At 57.8% G+C, this 19163-nt stretch carries 13 protein-coding genes; 9 read left to right on the top strand and 4 right to left on the bottom strand.

Features of this window, described 5'->3' with window-relative positions:
• Window positions 1-1015: tyrosine-type recombinase/integrase (locus tag L8F97_RS18975; protein ID WP_242153805.1), on the bottom strand; the 1015-nt coding region annotated here is incomplete at its 3' end.
• 171 nt (window positions 1016-1186) lie between these two features.
• Here L8F97_RS18975 and L8F97_RS18970 point away from each other — a divergent pair.
• The 4 genes from L8F97_RS18970 to L8F97_RS18955 all read left to right on the top strand — a co-directional run bounded on the left by L8F97_RS18970 (window position 1187) and on the right by L8F97_RS18955 (window position 6262).
• Window positions 1187-1384, top strand: coding sequence for a helix-turn-helix domain-containing protein (locus L8F97_RS18970; protein ID WP_313932057.1), 198 nt, complete (start codon window positions 1187-1189; stop codon window positions 1382-1384).
• Window positions 1385-1903: 519 nt separating this feature from the next.
• A complete protein-coding gene (locus L8F97_RS18965; protein WP_242153803.1) occupies window positions 1904-3304 on the top strand; it encodes a hypothetical protein in 1401 nt (466 codons plus the stop codon).
• Between the two features lie 565 nt (window positions 3305-3869).
• Window positions 3870-4856, top strand: coding sequence for an SGNH/GDSL hydrolase family protein (locus L8F97_RS18960; protein ID WP_242153801.1), 987 nt, complete (start codon window positions 3870-3872; stop codon window positions 4854-4856).
• A gap of 806 nt (window positions 4857-5662) precedes the next feature.
• Window positions 5663-6262, top strand: a complete 600-nt coding sequence (locus tag L8F97_RS18955; RefSeq protein WP_242153799.1) for an FxDxF family PEP-CTERM protein — start codon at window positions 5663-5665, stop codon at window positions 6260-6262.
• Between the two features lie 385 nt (window positions 6263-6647).
• Here the strand turns inward: L8F97_RS18955 and L8F97_RS18950 are convergent, their stop codons facing one another.
• A complete protein-coding gene (locus L8F97_RS18950; RefSeq protein ID WP_242153797.1) occupies window positions 6648-7076 on the bottom strand; it encodes a hypothetical protein in 429 nt (142 codons plus the stop codon).
• 230 nt (window positions 7077-7306) lie between these two features.
• Entirely contained in the window at window positions 7307-7888 is a 582-nt protein-coding gene (locus tag L8F97_RS18945) for a recombinase family protein (protein ID WP_242153795.1), read from the bottom strand.
• Between the two features lie 198 nt (window positions 7889-8086).
• Between L8F97_RS18945 and L8F97_RS18940 the strand changes: the two genes are divergently transcribed.
• Window positions 8087-9346 carry a hypothetical protein gene (locus L8F97_RS18940; protein ID WP_242153793.1) on the top strand — a complete coding sequence of 420 codons (1260 nt, stop codon included), beginning with the start codon at window positions 8087-8089 and terminating at the stop codon, window positions 9344-9346.
• 1197 nt (window positions 9347-10543) lie between these two features.
• Here L8F97_RS18940 and L8F97_RS18935 read toward each other — a convergent pair.
• A complete protein-coding gene (locus tag L8F97_RS18935; protein WP_242153791.1) occupies window positions 10544-11857 on the bottom strand; it encodes an MATE family efflux transporter in 1314 nt (437 codons plus the stop codon).
• A gap of 178 nt (window positions 11858-12035) precedes the next feature.
• Between L8F97_RS18935 and L8F97_RS18930 the strand changes: the two genes are divergently transcribed.
• The 4 genes from L8F97_RS18930 (at window position 12036) to L8F97_RS18915 (ending at window position 19151) form a co-directional block, all read left to right on the top strand.
• Window positions 12036-13382: an oligogalacturonate lyase family protein gene (locus L8F97_RS18930; RefSeq protein WP_242153788.1), complete on the top strand. Its 1347-nt coding sequence runs from the start codon at window positions 12036-12038 to the stop codon at window positions 13380-13382.
• A 46-nt stretch (window positions 13383-13428) separates the two neighbouring features.
• Window positions 13429-16482, top strand: a complete 3054-nt coding sequence (locus tag L8F97_RS18925; RefSeq protein ID WP_242153786.1) for a TonB-dependent receptor — start codon at window positions 13429-13431, stop codon at window positions 16480-16482.
• Between the two features lie 153 nt (window positions 16483-16635).
• On the top strand, window positions 16636-17763 hold the full coding sequence (locus tag L8F97_RS18920) for a PKD domain-containing protein (protein ID WP_242153784.1): 1128 nt from the start codon (window positions 16636-16638) through the stop codon (window positions 17761-17763).
• Window positions 17760-19151, top strand: a complete 1392-nt coding sequence (locus L8F97_RS18915) for a glycoside hydrolase family 28 protein (protein ID WP_242153782.1) — start codon at window positions 17760-17762, stop codon at window positions 19149-19151. Before L8F97_RS18920 ends, L8F97_RS18915 begins: the two co-directional genes overlap by 4 nt.
• Window positions 19152-19163: the final 12 nt, after the last annotated feature.

Below are 19163 nucleotides of genomic sequence, written 5' to 3'. Positions count from 1 at the left end.
GCAAATCCGCACCGGCCTGAACGAGGTGCGTGATGGCCGTGTGGCGCAGCGTGTGGCGCACAACTATATCCGGGTCCAAGCCCGCCGCTTTGACAACGCGACGGTGAGCTTTTCGTATCCCCGTCAGCCTCCCACTGGCGCTTGCTGGGTTAGGGAAAATCCAGTCGCTATCGTTCGCCAGCCTCTTAACGTAGCCCTCTAGAAAACGCGCTAGTTCGGCGGTTATCGGTTGCTCGCGCTTTCCGGCTTTAGCCAAAGGTATAAAAATGCGCTTCAACGGCAGATCGATGTCGTGCCGCCGGATTGAAAGAATCTCGCTCATGCGCATTGACGTGGATAGCGCGATTAAGGTGAAAGCATAGATATGCGGACTGATGTCCCGCTGCGCCGCCGCTAGCACCGCCTGACACTGTTCTGTGGTCAAATAGACGATCCGGCCACCGCTTTCTTGCGCGCGCGGTATCTTCGCTGGCCTGTTGCTAATCCAACCCCATTCCACGGCCTTGCCGAAAAGATGGGACACAACCGCTAGCTCACGATTAATCGTCGCATCCGACGCGCCCTGCCCCAGCCGATGCTTTCGATATCGCTGCAAATCCGAGTGTGAGATTTTTGAAAGCGGATTAGCCCCGAAGAACCCGTTTAGGTGCAACTCGAACGAGCGCTCTTTCCGCTCAATCGACTTTCCCCCCTCAAGGCGCAAGCGGGCTATATAATCTTGGCCGCATAGCAGGAACGGCTTTGCCACCTTACGCCCCTCCGGAAGGTCTAGACGATCTTCGCGCGCCTTGGTCCGCAAGCTTTCTATCGCCCGCTCCGCCTGCTCCCGGCGAACGCCATCGCTTTCTTTACCGATGACGCGGTGAATGCGCCTGCCATCCACCATTATATTGATGCGATAGACCAGATCACCCTTGGCAGACCGTTCAACCGTGATGCCGTGCTCGGTAAGTTTGCCGCCGGGAGTGAGGCGCTTAATACCCTCGCGGGTTAGCCGTTCGTATTTAAGAGTCATAGTAGAAACCGTAGTTAAGATGGTTGCGTTAAGAGGTCATGTAAGATTATGCGACAGTAATTGTATTGGTAATTACAGGTACAAGCCGTTGTTTTACGATTTCACCTCACGTATTGCAGCTGACGGCGACCTCGAATCGCCGAAGCACTCAATATAGAGGAATTTATACCAATGAATTGTACTGTCAACTGCACGCCAGACGGGCGTTATAACCGTATGCAGGCGGCTGCATATCTCGGAATTAGCGCCAAAACTCTTGCGAACTACGCCGCTCGGGGCCTCGGACCCCGGTGCGGCAAGGTGGGCGGGCGCGTATTCTACTTCGAAGACGATCTGAACTCATTCATTCACCAAGGATGGAATTCATGAGCCGACGTGCGCGCACCGTGGCATGCGGATGGCTAGGCGGTATCATTCCGATTTCAGAGGCCACATATCTTAACGCGATTTTTGAAGCTGCTGCCCTAAATCTGCCTACTGGAATGGTTAAGCGGAAGATCTCAACGGTCGGCACTAAGTCATCCGAGGCGAAATTACTGCTTATGGCTAGGGCGCGTGGCCTATGTGTTTCGATGCTCGGTGGATACTACCTAATCCATCATCCGGGCGCTATGATCGTCTCGCTCATCTAATACTTAGTGAGGGCTGCGTGTTTTAGGGCGATCATTGACCAAGCAGCCCTTCCAACCGTCACATGGCGCTATTTCTCCTCGGCAGGAATAACCGTGGCAAAATCGTCATGTTAATTTAGGCGTTTTTTAAACGTCTCTCACAATTCATATCTAGAAAATCAATGTATCATCTAAACAAAACTTATATTTACTTAAACATAGCCGCCGCAAAGTTTCAATATAGCACGAATACCACGATCCCCAAGAGAGTGGTGTTTTGATGGCGACCGCAGTATCATCAATGCTCCTTAAGCGTCGGGCCGAGACAAGTTGTACCCGCGCCCCAGCTAACGATGCGGATATCGGCTTGGTGTCCGTCAACTCGGGCACTTCTTTTTGGGATGAGCCGACCGTCCGCATGAGTTTAGAGGGCTACCCCACTTCCGCGCCTGCACAGCAAGCGGTGGACAGTCTTTTCAACTTCCTTGGTGGCAACGGTCTTGCCACTAAAAGCAAAGCTCCCTTTCGCGATGCGATCGGCGCAATAGTTTGCGATCTGTTGCGCGCCGCCGTCCACCAGCCCGTTAGAGCGTGTTGTCGCCCTATGGCGGCAGCTTCGTTCAACGGCGCTCGCGTTGGGTATCGCAACGCCAAGTTGGTGCTTGATAGGTTGCATGAGACGAAGCTGGTGGTTCGCGTCAGCGGGTACTTGGATCGCGACACGCAAACTGGCGCTGTAACGCGGATCACCCCCGCGCCGCACCTCATTGCGACCTTGGCAGGCTTCGGTATCACACCCGGCAATCAGCATACCCATTTCGCACGGCGCATCATGCCGAAGACGGCTGCCGATTTGGTCTTCCTTAACGATGCATCGCACTGGAAGGAGGGAAAGCGGATATCAGGCAAGCGGATGGCGATCGACTACGACCGCCCGGAAGTTGCAGCCCGCATCTGCAAATTACAACGCATCAACGCCTTCACGTCCAAACAAACGATCGGCGGCGCGGACCATGACTATTTCCGCTGCATCTTTAATCAGGGTGATATGCACGGCCACGGCTACCGCAAAGGCGGCCGCATCTGGTCTGTGGGCGGAGGCTACCAAGCCCTTAGCAAAGCCGATCGCGAAGGCATCACCATCAACGGCCAGCCAACGGTGGAACTTGATATCCGTTCAAGTCACCCGGTCATATACTTGGCTAAAAACGGCATATACTTCGATCACAGTGAAGACTTGTACCGCATTCCTGGCATGGACCGTAACATCGTCAAATTGATGGTGAATCTTACCCTTAGTCAGCGGAAGATACCCAAGTCTTGGCCGCGTGACACGAAAAAGGAATACTTAAAAGACCACAGCAGGGATATTGCCGCAGATTATCCATTCCGTAAGATTCAAGATAAGGTATTCGCCCATCATCCCTTCTTAACCGATCGCGCATCGGTAAACATGGACTGGGCCGACCTTCAATTCATCGAAAGCGAGGTCATCATCAACACCGTTGTTCGGTTAAACGATCTTGGAATTACGGCATTGCCGGTACATGACTCGATCAGAGTTCCGTTGATGAGCATGGCAATTGCCTTGCATATATTTTCAATGGAATTTGAAACAACGGTCGGTGTCAAACCGGAACTCAAACCAAGTTATCAGACGATGATTCAGGTTGTATAATTATGATATAATATATAACCCCCCCCCACCCCTCTTCTACCTTACTAGAAACGTTATGTTCGCGGGTGATCTGTAATTCAGGTATTTCTTGAATTAAGCCTGCCTCATCAGCAAGCCCGTTTTAAGCTTCGTGCAGAGAGCCTGTTGCGTCAGGCTGGTACAGTAGCTTTAACAAATGGAATCGCGCTGTACGGGCTTTACAGGCGATTTTAGAGCATGTTTAATCGTCGGCACCATCCCCGATGCTGTGAGCAAGGGCTTCCCAGTGCCTAACGGCATACCCGTAACGCCTGATAGAAGCACCCATCTGCCTTTTATGCTCAACGGTATGATCGATTGGCTCAAGGCGATATGCTCGATAGCGATAACAACAAGTCGGAGGCATTGCGAACTCTGTCGCCAAGACGATCCGTGTTATCCTACGCAACGAACGCAGTTCCCTGCAACGTTCCAGGTTCGACGTGTTAGCGTGATTTAATATCGATCGATGGTTACGGCATCGCAATAAAAAAATATGAAGACGTCCGCGGTTCTTCCTTTATAAAAGCTCGTAAGGGGGAAGAATATGATGACAAGAATTTCATTTTGTGCGATCGGCGTCTTTCTATCGATCGTCGCCACACCAGCGTTAGCGCAACGCGATACGCCTCATTACACATCGCTGACGGTCTTTGGTGACAGTTTGGTAGATGCGGGAAACTACTACATTGCAAGCGATGGTAGCGATCCTGATCCAACGCAGGGTTACTTTCAAAACCGGTTTACCAACGGCTATGATTACCCTGATCTCCTATCTCTTGATCTCTTTGGCGTACCGACCACGCCGTCGCTGTTGGGCGGCGGCAACTTCGCTATTGGCGGTGCGCGCATTGTAGACACCGGCGATGCTATCCCTGACTTGAAAGCGCAACTTGACGCCTTTCAAGTATCTGGCCGAGGCGTCGATCCAAACGGGTTATACATCCTTAACTTCGGTGGAAACGATGTCTTTGGCGCGGAAGGTGTCTTCGGCGAAGACGGAGCGATTGGCAATTATCCTGATACCAACAGCTATCTACAGGCCGCAGCGCAACAGTACGTTTCCGGAGTGAACACGTTAATTGGCCTTGGCGCTCGCAATATTCTTATGACTGATTTCCCCCGAGCGGGTGATCCGCTAACAGCCGATGCTAATGGTTATCTTAATACAGCGCTTACAAATGTTGCGTTGAGGTCTAATACCGATTTCTTTTTTTACAGCCTTAGCAGCTTTAATCAGCGCGTGATTGACGACCCGGCTTCCTTCGGATTGCCGCCGCAGCGAATTGATACGACTTGCATCGATGAGGGCGCACAAACAACCGGTTGTGCAGGCATTTTCTCCTTTGATGGCGTTCATCCGACAGCAGCAGTTCAACTTGCTGGCTACCACGATATGGATAAGCAATTTGGCTTAACCGCTGTATCGCCCGTACCGGAGACTGCCACGTGGGGCATGATGATCCTCGGCTTCATCGGCATAGGCGCTGCGATGCGTTACCGCCGCAAGTCGACCAAGATTGCCTTTGGATAGGGGGAAGTAGCTCTAAGAAAACTATAGGGGCTGCTAGGCAACTATTGGCCCTTTCTTCTTTGAATACCTTCGACGGTAAAACGGCGGACGGTGTCGCTGTACCGTGTAATAACTTGCACTACGTGCGTCTTGAGCGCCGTCGTCAAACCGCCTTCCGCTCATCTGAAAACAACGTCTTTGTAAGTCGTTTTAAGCACCGTACAGAGGGTTTTGTCCGTCTAGACTAGCAGAGTAGGCTTATAACCGAAATTGCGCTGCACGGGCCTCCTAGGCGATTTAAAAGCGTTTTTAAAAGAGAGCATCATTCCCGATGCGGTCGGTAAGAGTCCCATTGTCGAGCTGCATGCTCTTACCGCTTGATTGAACCACGCGCCCGGCTGCGCCTGTAAGCTCAAGGATAACGCACAACACCAACTGTGTCTCATCTGCCTGTAAAATGTTACCGGCATATTTCGAACCAAGTGGCAGAGCGAGCGCTTAGAAAAGCATATAAGCGCGAACAAAGCGACTACTGCCGCGTTGCAGCCCAAATTGGATTGAGCAGCCTTCTGCCGCAACCGACGCAAACCTAGGCCGGGACATGCGAAAACCCCGGCCTAGTAACCGCTGCCAAGTGGTTATGCCTAATAGGCCGCGATTAGTTAGAATGCTTCAAACTGGATGAAAATGCTGCGGGTGCTCAGAACGGGGCGCGCGCTTCCATCCGTGTATGTACGTAACCTTAAAATGCGGGTAACCACACTGCGTCTCGCGCGTGTCATACCCGCAGAGACGGTTAGAATGTCTAACTGCGAAGGGAGATGAGTATGCGGAAATCTGTTTTGATGATGGCCGGTCTGGCCGTGACGGTTCTTGGCGCTCCAGCCGCTTACGCTGATGTGACCTGCGAGCCCGGTAACTGCGTAATCACCGGCACTTCGACGCTTGCACCGAAAGCGAGCTTTGAGGTTACCCCTTCGAACGTCGACGCAAGCTATCGCGGTTCGATTTCGGCTAACCTGGGTAACACCGTAACTTCTGCCGGCGCCTTCACCGATACGTACAACTTCCTGCTTCCGACCAACGGTGTCGGTGGCGGATCGTTGACCACGGTAGCTGCGAAGTTCCACGGCCCCACCGACCTCGACTTCACGTCGGTTCTGATCAACGGCGCTGCCGCGACGATCAGCAAGTCGGTAAACGGGATTGTAGAAATCGCGTCGAGCGCCGGCGTTATGCTTTCGGCTGGTGCAAATTCGATCGTCGTGAACGGCATTTCGCGCGGTAATGGCTCCTACGGCGGCAGCATCGCGTTCACGCCTTCGGTTCCCGAAACGGCAACCTGGGGCATGATGATTCTTGGCTTCATCGGCATGGGCGCTGCGATGCGTTACCGCCGCAAGTCGACCAAGATTGCCTTTGCGTAAGAGAAGACAGCTTTAGCAACGTTGAAGGGCTGCTAGGAAACTAGCGGCCCTTTTCTATGAATACGCGAATGCGCGCGTCGGTTAAGAGAACGCCTCTGGTACAATCGATGGTTTCGCACGAGAGCGAACAAACGCGTGGTGCAACAGCGTTAGACCGAGGCGGCGGGAGGGTTCTCGCCCCGGCCTAGCGTTGCTACAGGCACCATCTAGCGCGCGGATAAATCAGCTATGATAATTTGGTTAGCGAGAGATCAACGCGCTTTGATTATCATAGTGCGAGCCACTTAATCGTCTTTGCAAAGTGTGAGGATAGCCTAACGCGGTCGGTAAGCTGGGACCCGATTCGTATGGCAGGTGTGTTAGTCTAGTAAGACATCGGTGTGTTTCAGTGATCCAACCATCGACACACTCCAGCGCCACCGTCAAGTCCGAGCATACCCTTTGAAGGCCCGTAAGCGCCGAACTCTGTGCCCTCGATTGACTTCCATGCATAGCCGTTGATGAAAAGCACGGTGTAGCTGGCGAACCCGACGTAACCGCCCATAGCGTTCTTAGCGTTGATCTCAACGGTGGCGGCATACCCGGTCCAACCATTATTACCTTTCGCCCACCCGGCTTTGCAGTGCGCGGGGTGGATACCGATGAAGCGGTACTGCGCGCTGTCAGGATCGCGAAGTTCATCGAGCATCAGCTTCTTTGTCGCGCCGATTGGGTCTTCTGGTTCGGGGCCTAAATCAGAAAAGGCCGTTTCTACCTTATGAGCCGTTACCGGTGTGGCAAAAGCGAGCAGTACCAACGCTGCGAACGAAGTCACGCGCATCAATCGTTGTCCCCATGTTTTACCGCTCCGCCCCGACAAACCGGGGTCGGTTGAACGACGCGAACATAGGGACACGCCTCCCGCGTATTTCCCGAAGGTCTTATATTCCGCAGGCCGCCCGGCGTAGCCGAGAGCCTATGTTCGCCGCCGATTGCGGGTCGCTCCTTCCGTTCAAAGTCGAAGCAACAGTGCAGACATATGCGCCGATGTTGCAGGAGTCTACCTTAGCTAAGCGCCCGGCGCTCAACTCGTTGAATGGCAGGGCGGGACACGCCGAATTGCTTAGCTAGGACGCCCAAGGAGACACCTTGCGCACGCGCAGCTATGATTTGTTCTTGCTGCTCTTTGCTAAGCGCCTGTGGCCTTCCTAGGGCCTTTCCTGCTGCCTTTGCGCGAGCAAGCCCAGACTGTGTACGCTCAATCAGCAAGTCTCGTTCGAACTCGGCAACCGCAGCTATAACTCCCATCGTCATCTTGCCCGCCGCACTGGTAAGATCGACACCGCCAAGCGCGAGGCAATGAACCCGGACACCTTCACCCGCTAGGCGCTCGACGGTGGCGCGAAGGTCAATCGCGTTTCTGCCCAGCCGATCAAGCTTCGTCACTATCAGCACGTCGCCAGCTTCAAGCCGGTCTACGAGCTTAGCGAAGCCCTTACGCTCCAATGCGGCCACCGATCCTGATACGATTTCCGTGATGATGCGCTTGGCATCTACGGCAAAGCCTGCCGCCTCGATCTCTCGAACTTGGTTGTCCGTGGTCTGATCACCCGTGCTAACCCGGCAATATGCAAAAACGCGGCTCATCTTTGTTACCCTGTATCGAATCGGTGTAACGTTAGTAGATGGTGTATCGAAAGGAGTCGAGTCTAGTTTCTGTTACAAGCGTGCGCGGTGTATCGGAATCGACCGATTAAATCCTGTGCCGCGAACGCAACGCTTGATCGACCGACATGAAACCTCCAACGTTGCAGAAAACCTATCGGGCAATTGAGGGGCAACCAAATGCGTGGCGATCGACCTACAGCCATCAAAGAAGGTATTCGCGACGAAGAAGCACTCATCTTTTTCGCACAACGTTTGGAGGAGCTATCTTCCCCAGCCTCCCTAGACAGTTTTCGCGCGCCGACGGTGAACATACCTTCGCTCCTGATGGAAGCAGTAGAGCAGGCGAGTCTGATAGCAAACGCATCAAGTGGAGTGCCATCTTCGTCAATCAATCCGATTATCGAAGAGTTAACGTTCCGTCTTTCCGGCAATATCGTTTCGAGCGGTATCATTCCGGCGGACAGAGAGGTTATTAATAAAATACGTGCCGCTTCACCCGATATAGTTTTCGGTATACTTATGCAATTAAAGCAAGAGCTATCTGGCTGGGCATATGCCACACAAGCAATGCACTTAGCTATCGAACTCCTCGCTACAAGCCGAAAGACCGATATAGAATTTCTCGCAACGGAGATTGTCACCACTCTTGTTAATCTTAGCATGAGCAGGCGATTTATTCACGAGGCGGTGACTGAATTTTTTTGGGGCGAAGGTGGTGACTTATCTTGTATTGAAGACGTAAGACAATTGTACTTAAGAATTTTCCCGCAAGGACACACTTTTAATGTTTGCTTTAGGGTTACTGAAAATGTGGACGCCCTGCATGCGGTTAGATTCGAGCCGTTAGGTATAAGCGTGCTGCGTGACATTCCTGCTCCTTTCGATGCTTTAAGCGACCAAATAGACTTAGAGCCGCAAGGGTCTGGCAATCGATTCCTTCTAGTGCAGAATATCACCGCTCTCGACAGACACTCGGCTATTGCAAAGGCTCAAAGTCGTGTCTCACTGCTCAAAAATATGTACAGAATGTACAACCACGACAATCCATTTGTATTGTATGATGAAATATTATTAGAGCAATGCTGTGAAGCGGGCGTAAAACTTGTTCGAAGTGAAGGCTATGTTAGGCGCGCAGTGAGCGACTCCTCTGAACGACTGGCGTCAAGAAAGCTAACTAACATCATGAAGCATTCTGCCTTTTTAAAAGGAAGGCACTATGAAAAGTTCGTTAGCGTTTCCGAATTTCATGGACTTAGCATGGACAGTGAGTCCTTGCCTAATAAACTTTTGAATACGTGGATATCTCTTGAAACGATATGCCCGTCAAAAAAAGGTTCAAGCAAAATCGAAAGCGTCATTTCCGGCGTAATACCATGTGTCGGCTTGAAGTACATCGATAGAATATTCTCCTCGCTAACCTACGATTTATTACACTAGAACCGTAAACGCGCAGGCGTCATACTTGAGAGTGCCGCCAATGTTGGAACTCAAAAGAAGTTTCAGCTTTTAGCGCTATGCACCCAACCTTCAAGATTGGGTGAACTGCGCAACTTATTAGCGGTTCTAGAAAGTAATGCGCTACTACGGAACAGGATTTACCGGATACATAAAGCTGTAACCTCATCTGGCGGCATAACCTTAATGCTCGACACTCATTTACGAAAGGTAGAATGGCAGCTTCGTAGAATCTACAGAGCAAGAAATTCAGTTGTACATCTTGGGGCTGTTCCATCGTATATCGCCGCGCTAGCAGACAGTGCTCATGATTATTTTGACCAGATATTGGGAGTCATCGGCGATATATCATGCGGCCCGAATGGATTCTCTGATTTTGACGCGGCCTTCAACTACCTAGAATGGGAATACGCAACTTACGTCGATAGATCGACTAGAATTGATTTCGACGATGCAACTGCGGTTGGCAGTCTGATATGGAAGAGGGTGCCACCAGTGTCTCGCTACGATGTATTGAAGGCTGGTCCGAGAGACTCTTAGACTTCTGTTACAAAAGCGCAGTTAGTATCGCGAAGTAGCGTTGCTTTGCGAACCGATACCTCCGGTGGCGGCGCAATCCAGACAATTTATGTTGGGCGGACTCGTCCACAGCGCCGCTCGCCTGCGCGGTCGTGTGTAAATCCTGTGTAACCAGTCCAGGAAACGGGGGGAAATGGGAGGATAAAAAAGGCAAGCCGCCGATCTGTCCCTCATAAGAATTCGTCTATATTGTAGAGGCTTAGGAAGTTTTGGGTTTCTTCGGGAACATCTTCACCCGCGATTGAAAATCGCAGTGTCGGCGGTTCGACTCCGTCCTCGGGCACCACCCCCCCATCAAAACTGTGATCCTGCTCGTTAGCAAAGCCAGCGCGACCAGCAGGCAGGCCCGGGATCGGGGTTACGCGATCACGGCATAATGAAGCCGGAGCAGCAGAAGCTCTGGCGCATTGCCCAAGCTGGCCTGCCGAGCAGTCTACTGACGCGGCGAACGTAAAAAAAGAGCCGATCCCCGAAGGGACCGGCTTTTGAAAGTTTTAGGAGAGGATGCCTGAAAGGCACCGCTGATATGCGGCTCTGCGGATCATGCTGCAAGTGCGAACACCAAGCGCCCGGTTGCAAAGATTGCAACTGGTAGCGGTATCAACGTGCGCGCAGCGTCCAGCGGCCCACCATCAGCACCGCCACCGAAGCCAACCCTGCGGCAAGCCCGATCCAAACCCCGAGGCCGCCCCAGTCCCACCAGAACGCAAGCGCCACCGCCGTTCCCAAGCCAACGATCCAGTACCCCACCAGTGCGAGCAGCATCGGCACGAAGGTATCCTGAAGCCCGCGCAGCATCCCCGCGCCCACCGCCTGCGCACCATCGAAGAACTGGAATAGCGCCGCAACACCGAGGAACGACACCGCAAGGGTGGCGACGCGCTGTTCCGCGAGGCTATGCGGCTCAAGGAACAACGCAACCAGTTCCCACCGCAGGGCCAGCAGGATGGTTGCGGTCACCGCCATCACCACCATCGTGATCGCCAAGGCCGCGCGCCCGGCGTGGGACACGCCCGCCGCATCGCCGCGCCCGAAAGCCAGCCCGACCCGCACCGTCGCCGCTTGAGCAAGCCCGAGCGGGATCATGAAGCACAAGGCGGCAAGCTGGATGGCGATAGCGTGCGCGGCGAGTTCGGCGGTACCGATCAGCCCCATCAGGAAAACCGCGCAGTTGAAGATCGTCACCTCGAACCCGACTGTCACCGCGATTGGCAGGCCAATCCGCCATAACCCACGAAACCGCGCCCAATCCGCCCGCCACCAGTTGCCGAGCAGGTGGAAGCGGCGGAAGCGGCGCTGCCGCGTCACCACCAACACCATGCCGACGAACATGAACAGGTTGGATAATGCGCTCCCCAACCCCGCGCCGAACAGGCCGAGCGGCGGCAGGCCGAACCGCCCGAAAATCAACGCGTAATTAAGCACCGCATTGAGCACCACCGCGACCGCGCCGATCACGAACGCCCACATCGGCTGTTCCAGCGCGGAGACGAACGCACGCAACACATAGTAGAAGAATAGCGGCAGCAGTCCTATCATCATCGGGTGCACCAGCCGAACCGCGTCGTGCGCGAGATCAGGTTGCTGGCCGAACAACAGCAGGATCGGTTCGGCCTGCCACAGCACTAACCACATCGGCACGGCGAGCGCGACCGACACCCACATCGCCTGCCGAACGGTGCGCCGCACGTCGCGCACAGCATTGCTGCGCTCACCGAGCGCCTGCGCGATCATGGGCGCGGCTGCGCTGACCAGTCCGGTGCCAAAGAACACGCAGGCGTTGACGAGATTGACGCCGAGCGACGCCGCCGCCAGCGTGTGCGCCCCGGCCCAGCCGAGCAGCGCCACATCGGTGGTCGCGATCAGCGCCTGTGCGAGATTGGTCAGAACGAGCGGATACGCGAGCGCGACCATCGCACGCACTTCGCGCCACCACCAACGTGTATCCCCCGACGCCTGCATCATGCCGCGATGAACGGAGCCGGATGGAACGGCAAGCGCAAGATTCGGCGACCCGGTACACCAAATACCGCCAATCTGGGTTGACAATAAGTAGGGCATTATATAGAAGATCGTCCCATAATATGAACATATGAGAGGATCGATCATGGGGTGCATCTCGCAACGGATGATATCGGCAACGATCATCGCGCTTGCCCCCATCGCCGCGCACGCACAGCCGCAGGCGCAGAATGTGCCGCGCGCGTGGATCGACCCTTCAACCGGGCACCGCGTCATCCGCCTGTCCGACGAACCGGGCAGTTCAAGCCTTTATTTCAACTTCAACGGCTACACCCCGCAGGGCGATCAGCTCGTCATTTCCACACCGCAAGGTCTCGCCAGGGTCGACCTCAAGACTCATAAGCTGACGACCTTCGTCAAGATCGCCACGCCGTTCCGTTTCCTGTTTGTCGGCCACCGCACCCGCACCGCATTCTACCAGACGCAATCCGCCGACGGCACCGGGCCAAAGACGGTGTTCGCCGCCGATGTGGATAGCGGCAAGGTGCGTAAGGTCGCGACGCTGGACCGGGGCGACATCCAGACGATCAATTCGGACGAGACCTTGCTGGCCGGCGTCGACACCGATCCCGCCTCGACCAGCGGCGCACTCGACGCATTCAAGAAGCGCGACACGCGCTACGATCAGGCCGATTACAAGGCGAACGGCCCCGACGGGAAACCGCTCAGCTATGCCGAGTCCAAGGAGGTGCGCATGAACGAGCGCCTCGAGGCCAAGATCCCGATGACGATGTTCACCATCGACACGCGCACCGGTGAGAAGCGCGTGATCCACCGCGCGACCGACTGGCTGAACCATCTGCAATTCTCGCCCACCGATCCGCAGCTGCTGATGTTCTGCCACGAGGGGCCATGGCACAAGGTCGACCGGCTATGGCTGATGCGGCTCGACCATCCCGATACGCCGCCGCTTGCCCTCCACCACCGCATCATGAACATGGAAATCGCCGGGCACGAATGGTTCAGCCAGGACGGCAAAACGATCTGGTACGACCTGCAAACGCCGCGTGGCGAGGATTTCTGGGTGGCGGGCTATGACGTCGCGACCGGCGCGCGCACGCGCTACCACCTACAGCGCAACGAATGGTCGGTACATTACCACAGCGCACCCGACGGTCAGCACTTCTCCGGTGACGGCGGCGATCCCGAGATGGTCGCGCACGCACCGGACGGAAAGTACCTCTACCTGTTCACGCCGCATGGCATTCCCGATGTCGCCGGCATCCATGCGCCCGGTGCCGCCTCGCTCATCAAGCCAGGCTACTTCACCTCCGAGAAGCTCGTGAACATGGCAAAGCAGGATTACCGCCTGGAGCCGAACGGCAACTTCACGCCGGACGGCAAATGGCTGGTGTTCCGCTCCAACATGTACGGCGGCACGCAGGTCTACGCGGTTGAAATCGCCAAGGCGAAGTGAACCGACCGCCGGTTTCGTACAAAAAATCAGTGCAGGGAAGAACGAGATGACGAAGATCTTCGCGACGCGGCAAAGTCTGGTGACATGCACCTCCACGCTGGCGATGGCGGGTATGCTCGCGATGCCGGCCGCGGCGTTCGCGCAAAGCACGACCGCCCCCGCGACCGCAACCGCCGCGCAGCCAAGCGCCGACCCGCTCGCCACGCCAACGGCCACGGCGACACCAACCCCCACCCCACAGACGCCAGCCGAAGCATCGAGCGCCCCTGCCCCCGCCGCGCAGCCCGCCACGACCGCGCCGGTGCAGGACATCGTCGTCACCGGCTATCGCCAGAGCCTCGTCTCCGCGCTCAATGTTAAGAAACAGTCGAACGGCGTGGTCGATGCGATCAATGCGTCCGACATCGCCTCCTTTCCGGACGCCAACCTAGCGGACTCGCTGCAACGCATTCCCGGCATCTCGATCGAACGTGACGGTGGCGAAGGTCGCCAGATCACCGTCCGCGGCCTGTCCGGCGACTTCAGCCGCACCCGCCTCAATGGCCTTGAATCGACGATTGCGACGACCGGCTCGACGCTGGGCGCAGGCGTCAACAAGGGGCGCAGCTTCGATTATAGCGTGCTCGCGTCCGAGCTGTTCAACTCGATCGTCGTGCGCAAGACGCAGTCCGCGGAGATCGACGAGGGGTCGCTTGGCGCGACGGTCGATCTCCAGACCGCGCGGCCGTTCGATCTGCCCAAGGGCTGGCAGGCGGCGTTCTCGGCTCAAACCGCCTATTACGATATCAACAAGAACGTCGAACCGCGTCTCGCCGGATCGGTCAGCAAGACGTTCGCCGATGGTCGCATCGGCATCATGCTGTCGGGCGCCTACAGCAAGCGCAACGTGCAGGAAGACGCCTATTCCGACACCGCGCTCGCGGATTTCGGCGGCGTGAACGGCGGCTTTTGCCCGGTCGTGCCGAACACGCCAGTCACCCCAGTCGATCCGCTGGTCGGCTCCAAGCCCGTCACCAACCCGTGCATCCCCGCAACCGGCCAATATCCCGGTTCGACCCCGTCGGCGTACAACACCGTCTACCAACCCAACGTGTTCGTGCCCAAACTGCCCGGCTACGGCCGCTTCCTCGACCGCGAGGAGCGGATGGGCTTCGCGGGTACGTTCCAGGCCAAGCCGACCGACACGACGCTCATCACGATCGACGGCGTGTACGCGCGCTACAAGCAGGATCAGAACGATCTCGCCACCAACCCGATCAGCCTCAACCGTGCCAACGGCACGGCGACGGCGGGGCTGACCGCTGCGCAGCTGACCGGCCGCCCCAACATGAAGATCCGGGATGCGCAGGTCGATGCCAGCGGACAGCTTGTCTACGGTGTGTTCGACGACACCGATTTCAGCGTGACGAACAGCGAGAATCGCTCGACCACCAGCTTTTATCAGGCCGGCATCAACATCGATCAGAAGATCGGGGAGAAGGTCAATCTGCACCTGCAATACGGGCAGAGCGAATCGATCTTCGACAATCCGTACTCGCGGCTCGTCACGTTCAGCCGCTTCGACAGTGATGGCTTCGTGTACGACGCGCGCACCAACCCGACGCGACCGATCCTCAATTATGGGTTCGACGCCACCAATCCGAACAACTGGCAGTTCCTCAACGGCTACGATCAGATCCGCGAATACACCAACAAGGTCACGAACCGGCTGCACACGGTAAAGGGTGACCTGAAGTGGGAGGTGAACGACCAGTTCACCGTGAAGTTCGGCGGCGCGTACAAACGCTTCAACTTCATCTCGCGCCGGCAGCAGCGTATCGCTTCGACCGGCACGGTTCCGTCGCTGTCTTCCGCCGGTCTGACGATCGGCGACGTCAGCACCGCGCCGATCAACATCGACACGATCGGCCTGTCGAACGGATCGACCTCCAGCTTCATCGTGCCGAACATCGGCAAGATCATGGATGCGTTCGGCGTCGATTGCTACTGCGTCAACCAGTACGGCGACTTCCGTCTCGGCAGCCTCGGCACCGGTGCGCAGGGCGACAACCGCGCGGTGCAGGAGGAGGACGTCAGCCCCTACCTCCAGTTCGACTTCAACATGGATCTCGGCAGCATGGCGCTGCGCGGCGATGCCGGCATCCGCTACGCGCACACGCATCAATATTCGGAAGGCTATGTCGGCATCGGCACGGCGGTCAACTTCACGCGCAACTATGAAGATTGGCTGCCCGCGCTGAACCTCGCGCTCGATGTCACGCCGAAGCTGACCGCGCGCTTCGCCGCCGCCAAGGTGATGTCGCGCCCTTCGCTCGGCTTCCTGACGCCGGGCGGCTCGATCTCCACCGCGAACCCGCCGTTCTCGGCGACGGTGGGCAACCCGAACCTCGATCCCTACCGCGCGACCAACCTCGATGCGTCGGTGGAATGGTATTTCCAGCATGGCGCGCTGCTGTCGGCGTCGTTCTTCTACAAGGACGTGTCGAGCTTCGTGCAGCAGATCAGCTCGACGACGACCTATGCCGCCGCCGGACTGCCGCTGGAGCTGCTGACCGCGGCGCAGGACCCCAACACGACGACGACCGTCACCTCCTACGCCAACTCCTCAGGCGGCAAGATCAAGGGTGTCGAGATCCAGTATCAGCAGCCGTTCACGTTCCTGCCAGGCTTCCTCAAGCATTTCGGCACGATCCTGAATTATACGCACATCAAGTCGAACATCAGCTACATCCTCACCACCAATGCGGCCGGCCCGACGTTCAGTGCGCCGCTGGTCAACGTCTCGCCCAATTCGGCAAACGCGACATTGTATTACGAGGATGCCAAGTTCTCGATCCGTGGTTCGCTCGCCTATCGTGACGAATATCTGCGGACGGTGCCGCTGCGCGCCGGATACGCCGATACGGCCGGTTCGTATTCGAGCACGAACTTCGACATGTCGGCGTCGTACAAGCTCACCCCGCATGTCACGCTGACGGTGGACGCGATCAACCTCACCAATCAGCCGACCAGCTATTGGGACGGTGAAGAGCGTCGCGACCAGCAGACCTACAGCTCGACCGGCCGGCAGTTCTTCTTCGGCGCTCGGTACAAGTTCTGACGTGATCCTCGCGCCGCTCCATCATCGGGCGGCGCGACCTCCCTCCCACTTGCGCCGTCCGTCACATATGCCGGGCGGCGCTTTTGTATCCGCGCTCGAGAGGGGCGAACCGTGGCAAGATGTGAAGCCTTTCGCGAACAAAGGTGGTCAAGCGTGACGTGGCTACGCACGCCAGGCGTCATGCTGGCGGCAGTCTGCGCGGGGCTACCGCTTCCCACCTTTGGGCTAGGCTGCCCGGCGGCAGGCTATCCAATCTATCAATTCCCCGCCGACGCCATTCCGCGCATCGACGGCAGCGCGGACGATTGGGCGAAGGTGCCGGCGCGCTATGCGATCGGGACCGATGCGATTGCCGCCGATACCGGCAGCGGCACCAAGCCGGACCGTCGCAGCCTTGACGTGTCGGTGAAGGTCGGCTGGGTCAAGGGGCTGAACCGGCTCTATGTCCTGTACGAAGCGTATGACGACTATTGGGATTTCGCCGGCCCCGGCCTGCACAACGACACATTTGAAATTGCAGTGGACGGCAACCGTTCGGGCGGGCCGTTCATCTCGCGGTTCCACCCGCTCAAAGCCGGCGGTGGCGATACCGGGCCGGGGGTGAGCGACGATCAGGCATGGTTCGATTTCCAGAACCAGGACGCGCAGAACTACCACATCTTCACGCCCGCGAAAGACAAGGATTGGGCGATGGCGTGGGGGCCACAGGCGGCGTGGATCAAGCGGCTGCCGTGGTCGAACATCGCCTACCATTACAGCTTCAAACCTGGCCAACCCGGCAAATTGACCGCCGAGTTCTGGATCACCCCGTTCGACCATGCCGATGCACGCGGCGCGGCCTATTCGGTCGAGAGCAATCTGAGCGAGGGCAAGGTGATCGGCCTGTCATGGGCGGTGATCGACTATGACGGGCCGGACAAGAAGAGCCAGTTCTGGAACCTGTCGCCGCATCACACCATGTACGGCCAAGCTTCCGAACTGTGCGGATTTCGGCTGATGCCGCTGGAAAGCGACCAGCGCCCGCCGATCAAGGCGGACTGGTCGTTCGCGATCCTCGACCGGGCGCGGCGGACGGTGGCGTTCCACGACGATACGCTTGGGACCGCAACCCGCTGGGACTGGGATTTCGGCGACGGCACGCACGCAAGCGAACAGAACCCAGTGCACAGCTACGCCACGCCCGGCAAGTTCGTGGTGAGCCTGCGCGCAACCGGGCCGGCGGGGACCTCGACGCTTGCCAAGGTGTGGGACGTTTCGTTCGCAGGAGATCCGCCGAAGTGACCAACCCCGCCCCTGCCCCTGCCATCGACCGACGTAGCCTGATCGCCACCGGCGCGCTCGCCGCCGCTGGCATCGCCACGCGCGCGGGCGCGGCGAGGCGCCCGCTCGACATTCGCGACTTCGGTGCGATCGGCGATGGCCGCACGCTTGCCACCTCCGCCCTGCAACGCGCGATCGATGCCGCCGCGCCGGGCGGCTGCGTGCTGGTGCCGGCGGGGCTGCGCTTCGTGACCGGGCCGGTGACGCTGAAGGGCGAAATCGAGCTGCGGGTCGACGGCACCCTGCTCGCCTCCACTCGTGCGGAGAATTATGCCGATCCGCTCGCTGGGCTGCTCCACGCGAACGGCGCGGCCGGGCTGACGATCTGCGGCACGGGAACGATCGACGGCCAGTCGCCCGCCTTCATGGAGCGCTATGACGCGGCAGGCGAGTGGTATGTGCCCAAGGCATTTCGCCCGCGCCTGCTCGTGCTGGAGGATTGCGCCGGCCTGACGATCCGCGACCTGACGCTGGCCTGCGCGCCGTTCTGGACGGTGCACATGATCGGCTGTCGCAAGGTGCTGATCGAGCGCATCCGCATCGACAACCAGCCCGACGTGCCGAACTGCGACGGCATCGACCCCGATCACTGCCAGGACGTGGTGATCCGCAACTGCCACATCCGCTGCGGCGACGATGCGATCGTGGTGAAGACTACGCGCGGGCATGAGCGGTACGGCCCGTCGCGCAACATCCATGTGCACGATTGCGTGCTGGAGACTCAGGACGCCGGGCTGAAGATCGGCACCGAGACGGTTCAGGACATCCACGACGTGCTGTTCGAACGCTGCGAGATCGTCACGTCCAGTCGCGGCCTGTGCATCCAGTTGCGCGACGCGGGCGATGTCTATCGCATCACCTTTCGCGATATCCGCTTTACCGCGCGGCATTATTCCGCGCCATGGTGGGGGCGCGGCGAGGCGATCTCCTTCACCGCCATTCCTCGTGACCCCGCCACGCGGGTGGGGACGCTGCACCACATCACGGTCGAGCGCGTCACCGGCCGCGCGGAGAACAGCGTGCGGATCGAGGGCAGCGCGGGCGCACGCGCGCATGACATCACCTTCCGTCAGGTGGCGGTGACGCTGGGGCGGTGGACGCGCTATCCCGGCGGGGTGTTCGACAACCGGCCGACCAGCGCGGTGGCGGCGGAGGAGCCGCATGACACGCCGGGGTTCTTCCTGCGGCATGTCGATCGCGTGGTGCTGGACCGCTGCCGCGTGGCGTGGGACCGACCGGGCGTGGGCTTCTCCAACGCGGTGCAGGCGGTGGATGTTACCGGGCTGACGCTGCCGGGATTTGCTGGTGGCGCGGCGCATGCCGGGATGCCGGCGGTGGTACGGGAGTGACGTTCTGTTCTA

This window comes from Sphingomonas sp. BAUL-RG-20F-R05-02 (assembly GCF_022662305.1).
In the GTDB taxonomy this organism is placed as follows: Bacteria; Pseudomonadota; Alphaproteobacteria; order Sphingomonadales; family Sphingomonadaceae; genus Sphingomonas.
The sequence above is the reverse complement of the archived record's forward strand: the minus strand, read 5'-3'. Positions and strand labels throughout refer to the sequence as shown.

What these genes read in the sequence shown, in the direction of transcription:
- L8F97_RS18970 (WP_313932057.1), top strand. Translation starts at nt 1,187, where the DNA reads ATGAATTGTACTGTCAACTGCACGCCAGACGGGCGTTATAACCGTATG.
- L8F97_RS18960 (WP_242153801.1), top strand. Translation starts at nt 3,870, where the DNA reads ATGATGACAAGAATTTCATTTTGTGCGATCGGCGTCTTTCTATCGATC.
- L8F97_RS18955 (WP_242153799.1), top strand. Translation starts at nt 5,663, where the DNA reads ATGCGGAAATCTGTTTTGATGATGGCCGGTCTGGCCGTGACGGTTCTT.
- L8F97_RS18945 (WP_242153795.1), bottom strand. Translation starts at nt 7,888, where the DNA reads ATGAGCCGCGTTTTTGCATATTGCCGGGTTAGCACGGGTGATCAGACC.
- L8F97_RS18940 (WP_242153793.1), top strand. Translation starts at nt 8,087, where the DNA reads ATGCGTGGCGATCGACCTACAGCCATCAAAGAAGGTATTCGCGACGAA.
- L8F97_RS18935 (WP_242153791.1), bottom strand. Translation starts at nt 11,857, where the DNA reads ATGGTCGCGCTCGCGTATCCGCTCGTTCTGACCAATCTCGCACAGGCG.
- L8F97_RS18930 (WP_242153788.1), top strand. Translation starts at nt 12,036, where the DNA reads ATGAGAGGATCGATCATGGGGTGCATCTCGCAACGGATGATATCGGCA.
- L8F97_RS18925 (WP_242153786.1), top strand. Translation starts at nt 13,429, where the DNA reads ATGACGAAGATCTTCGCGACGCGGCAAAGTCTGGTGACATGCACCTCC.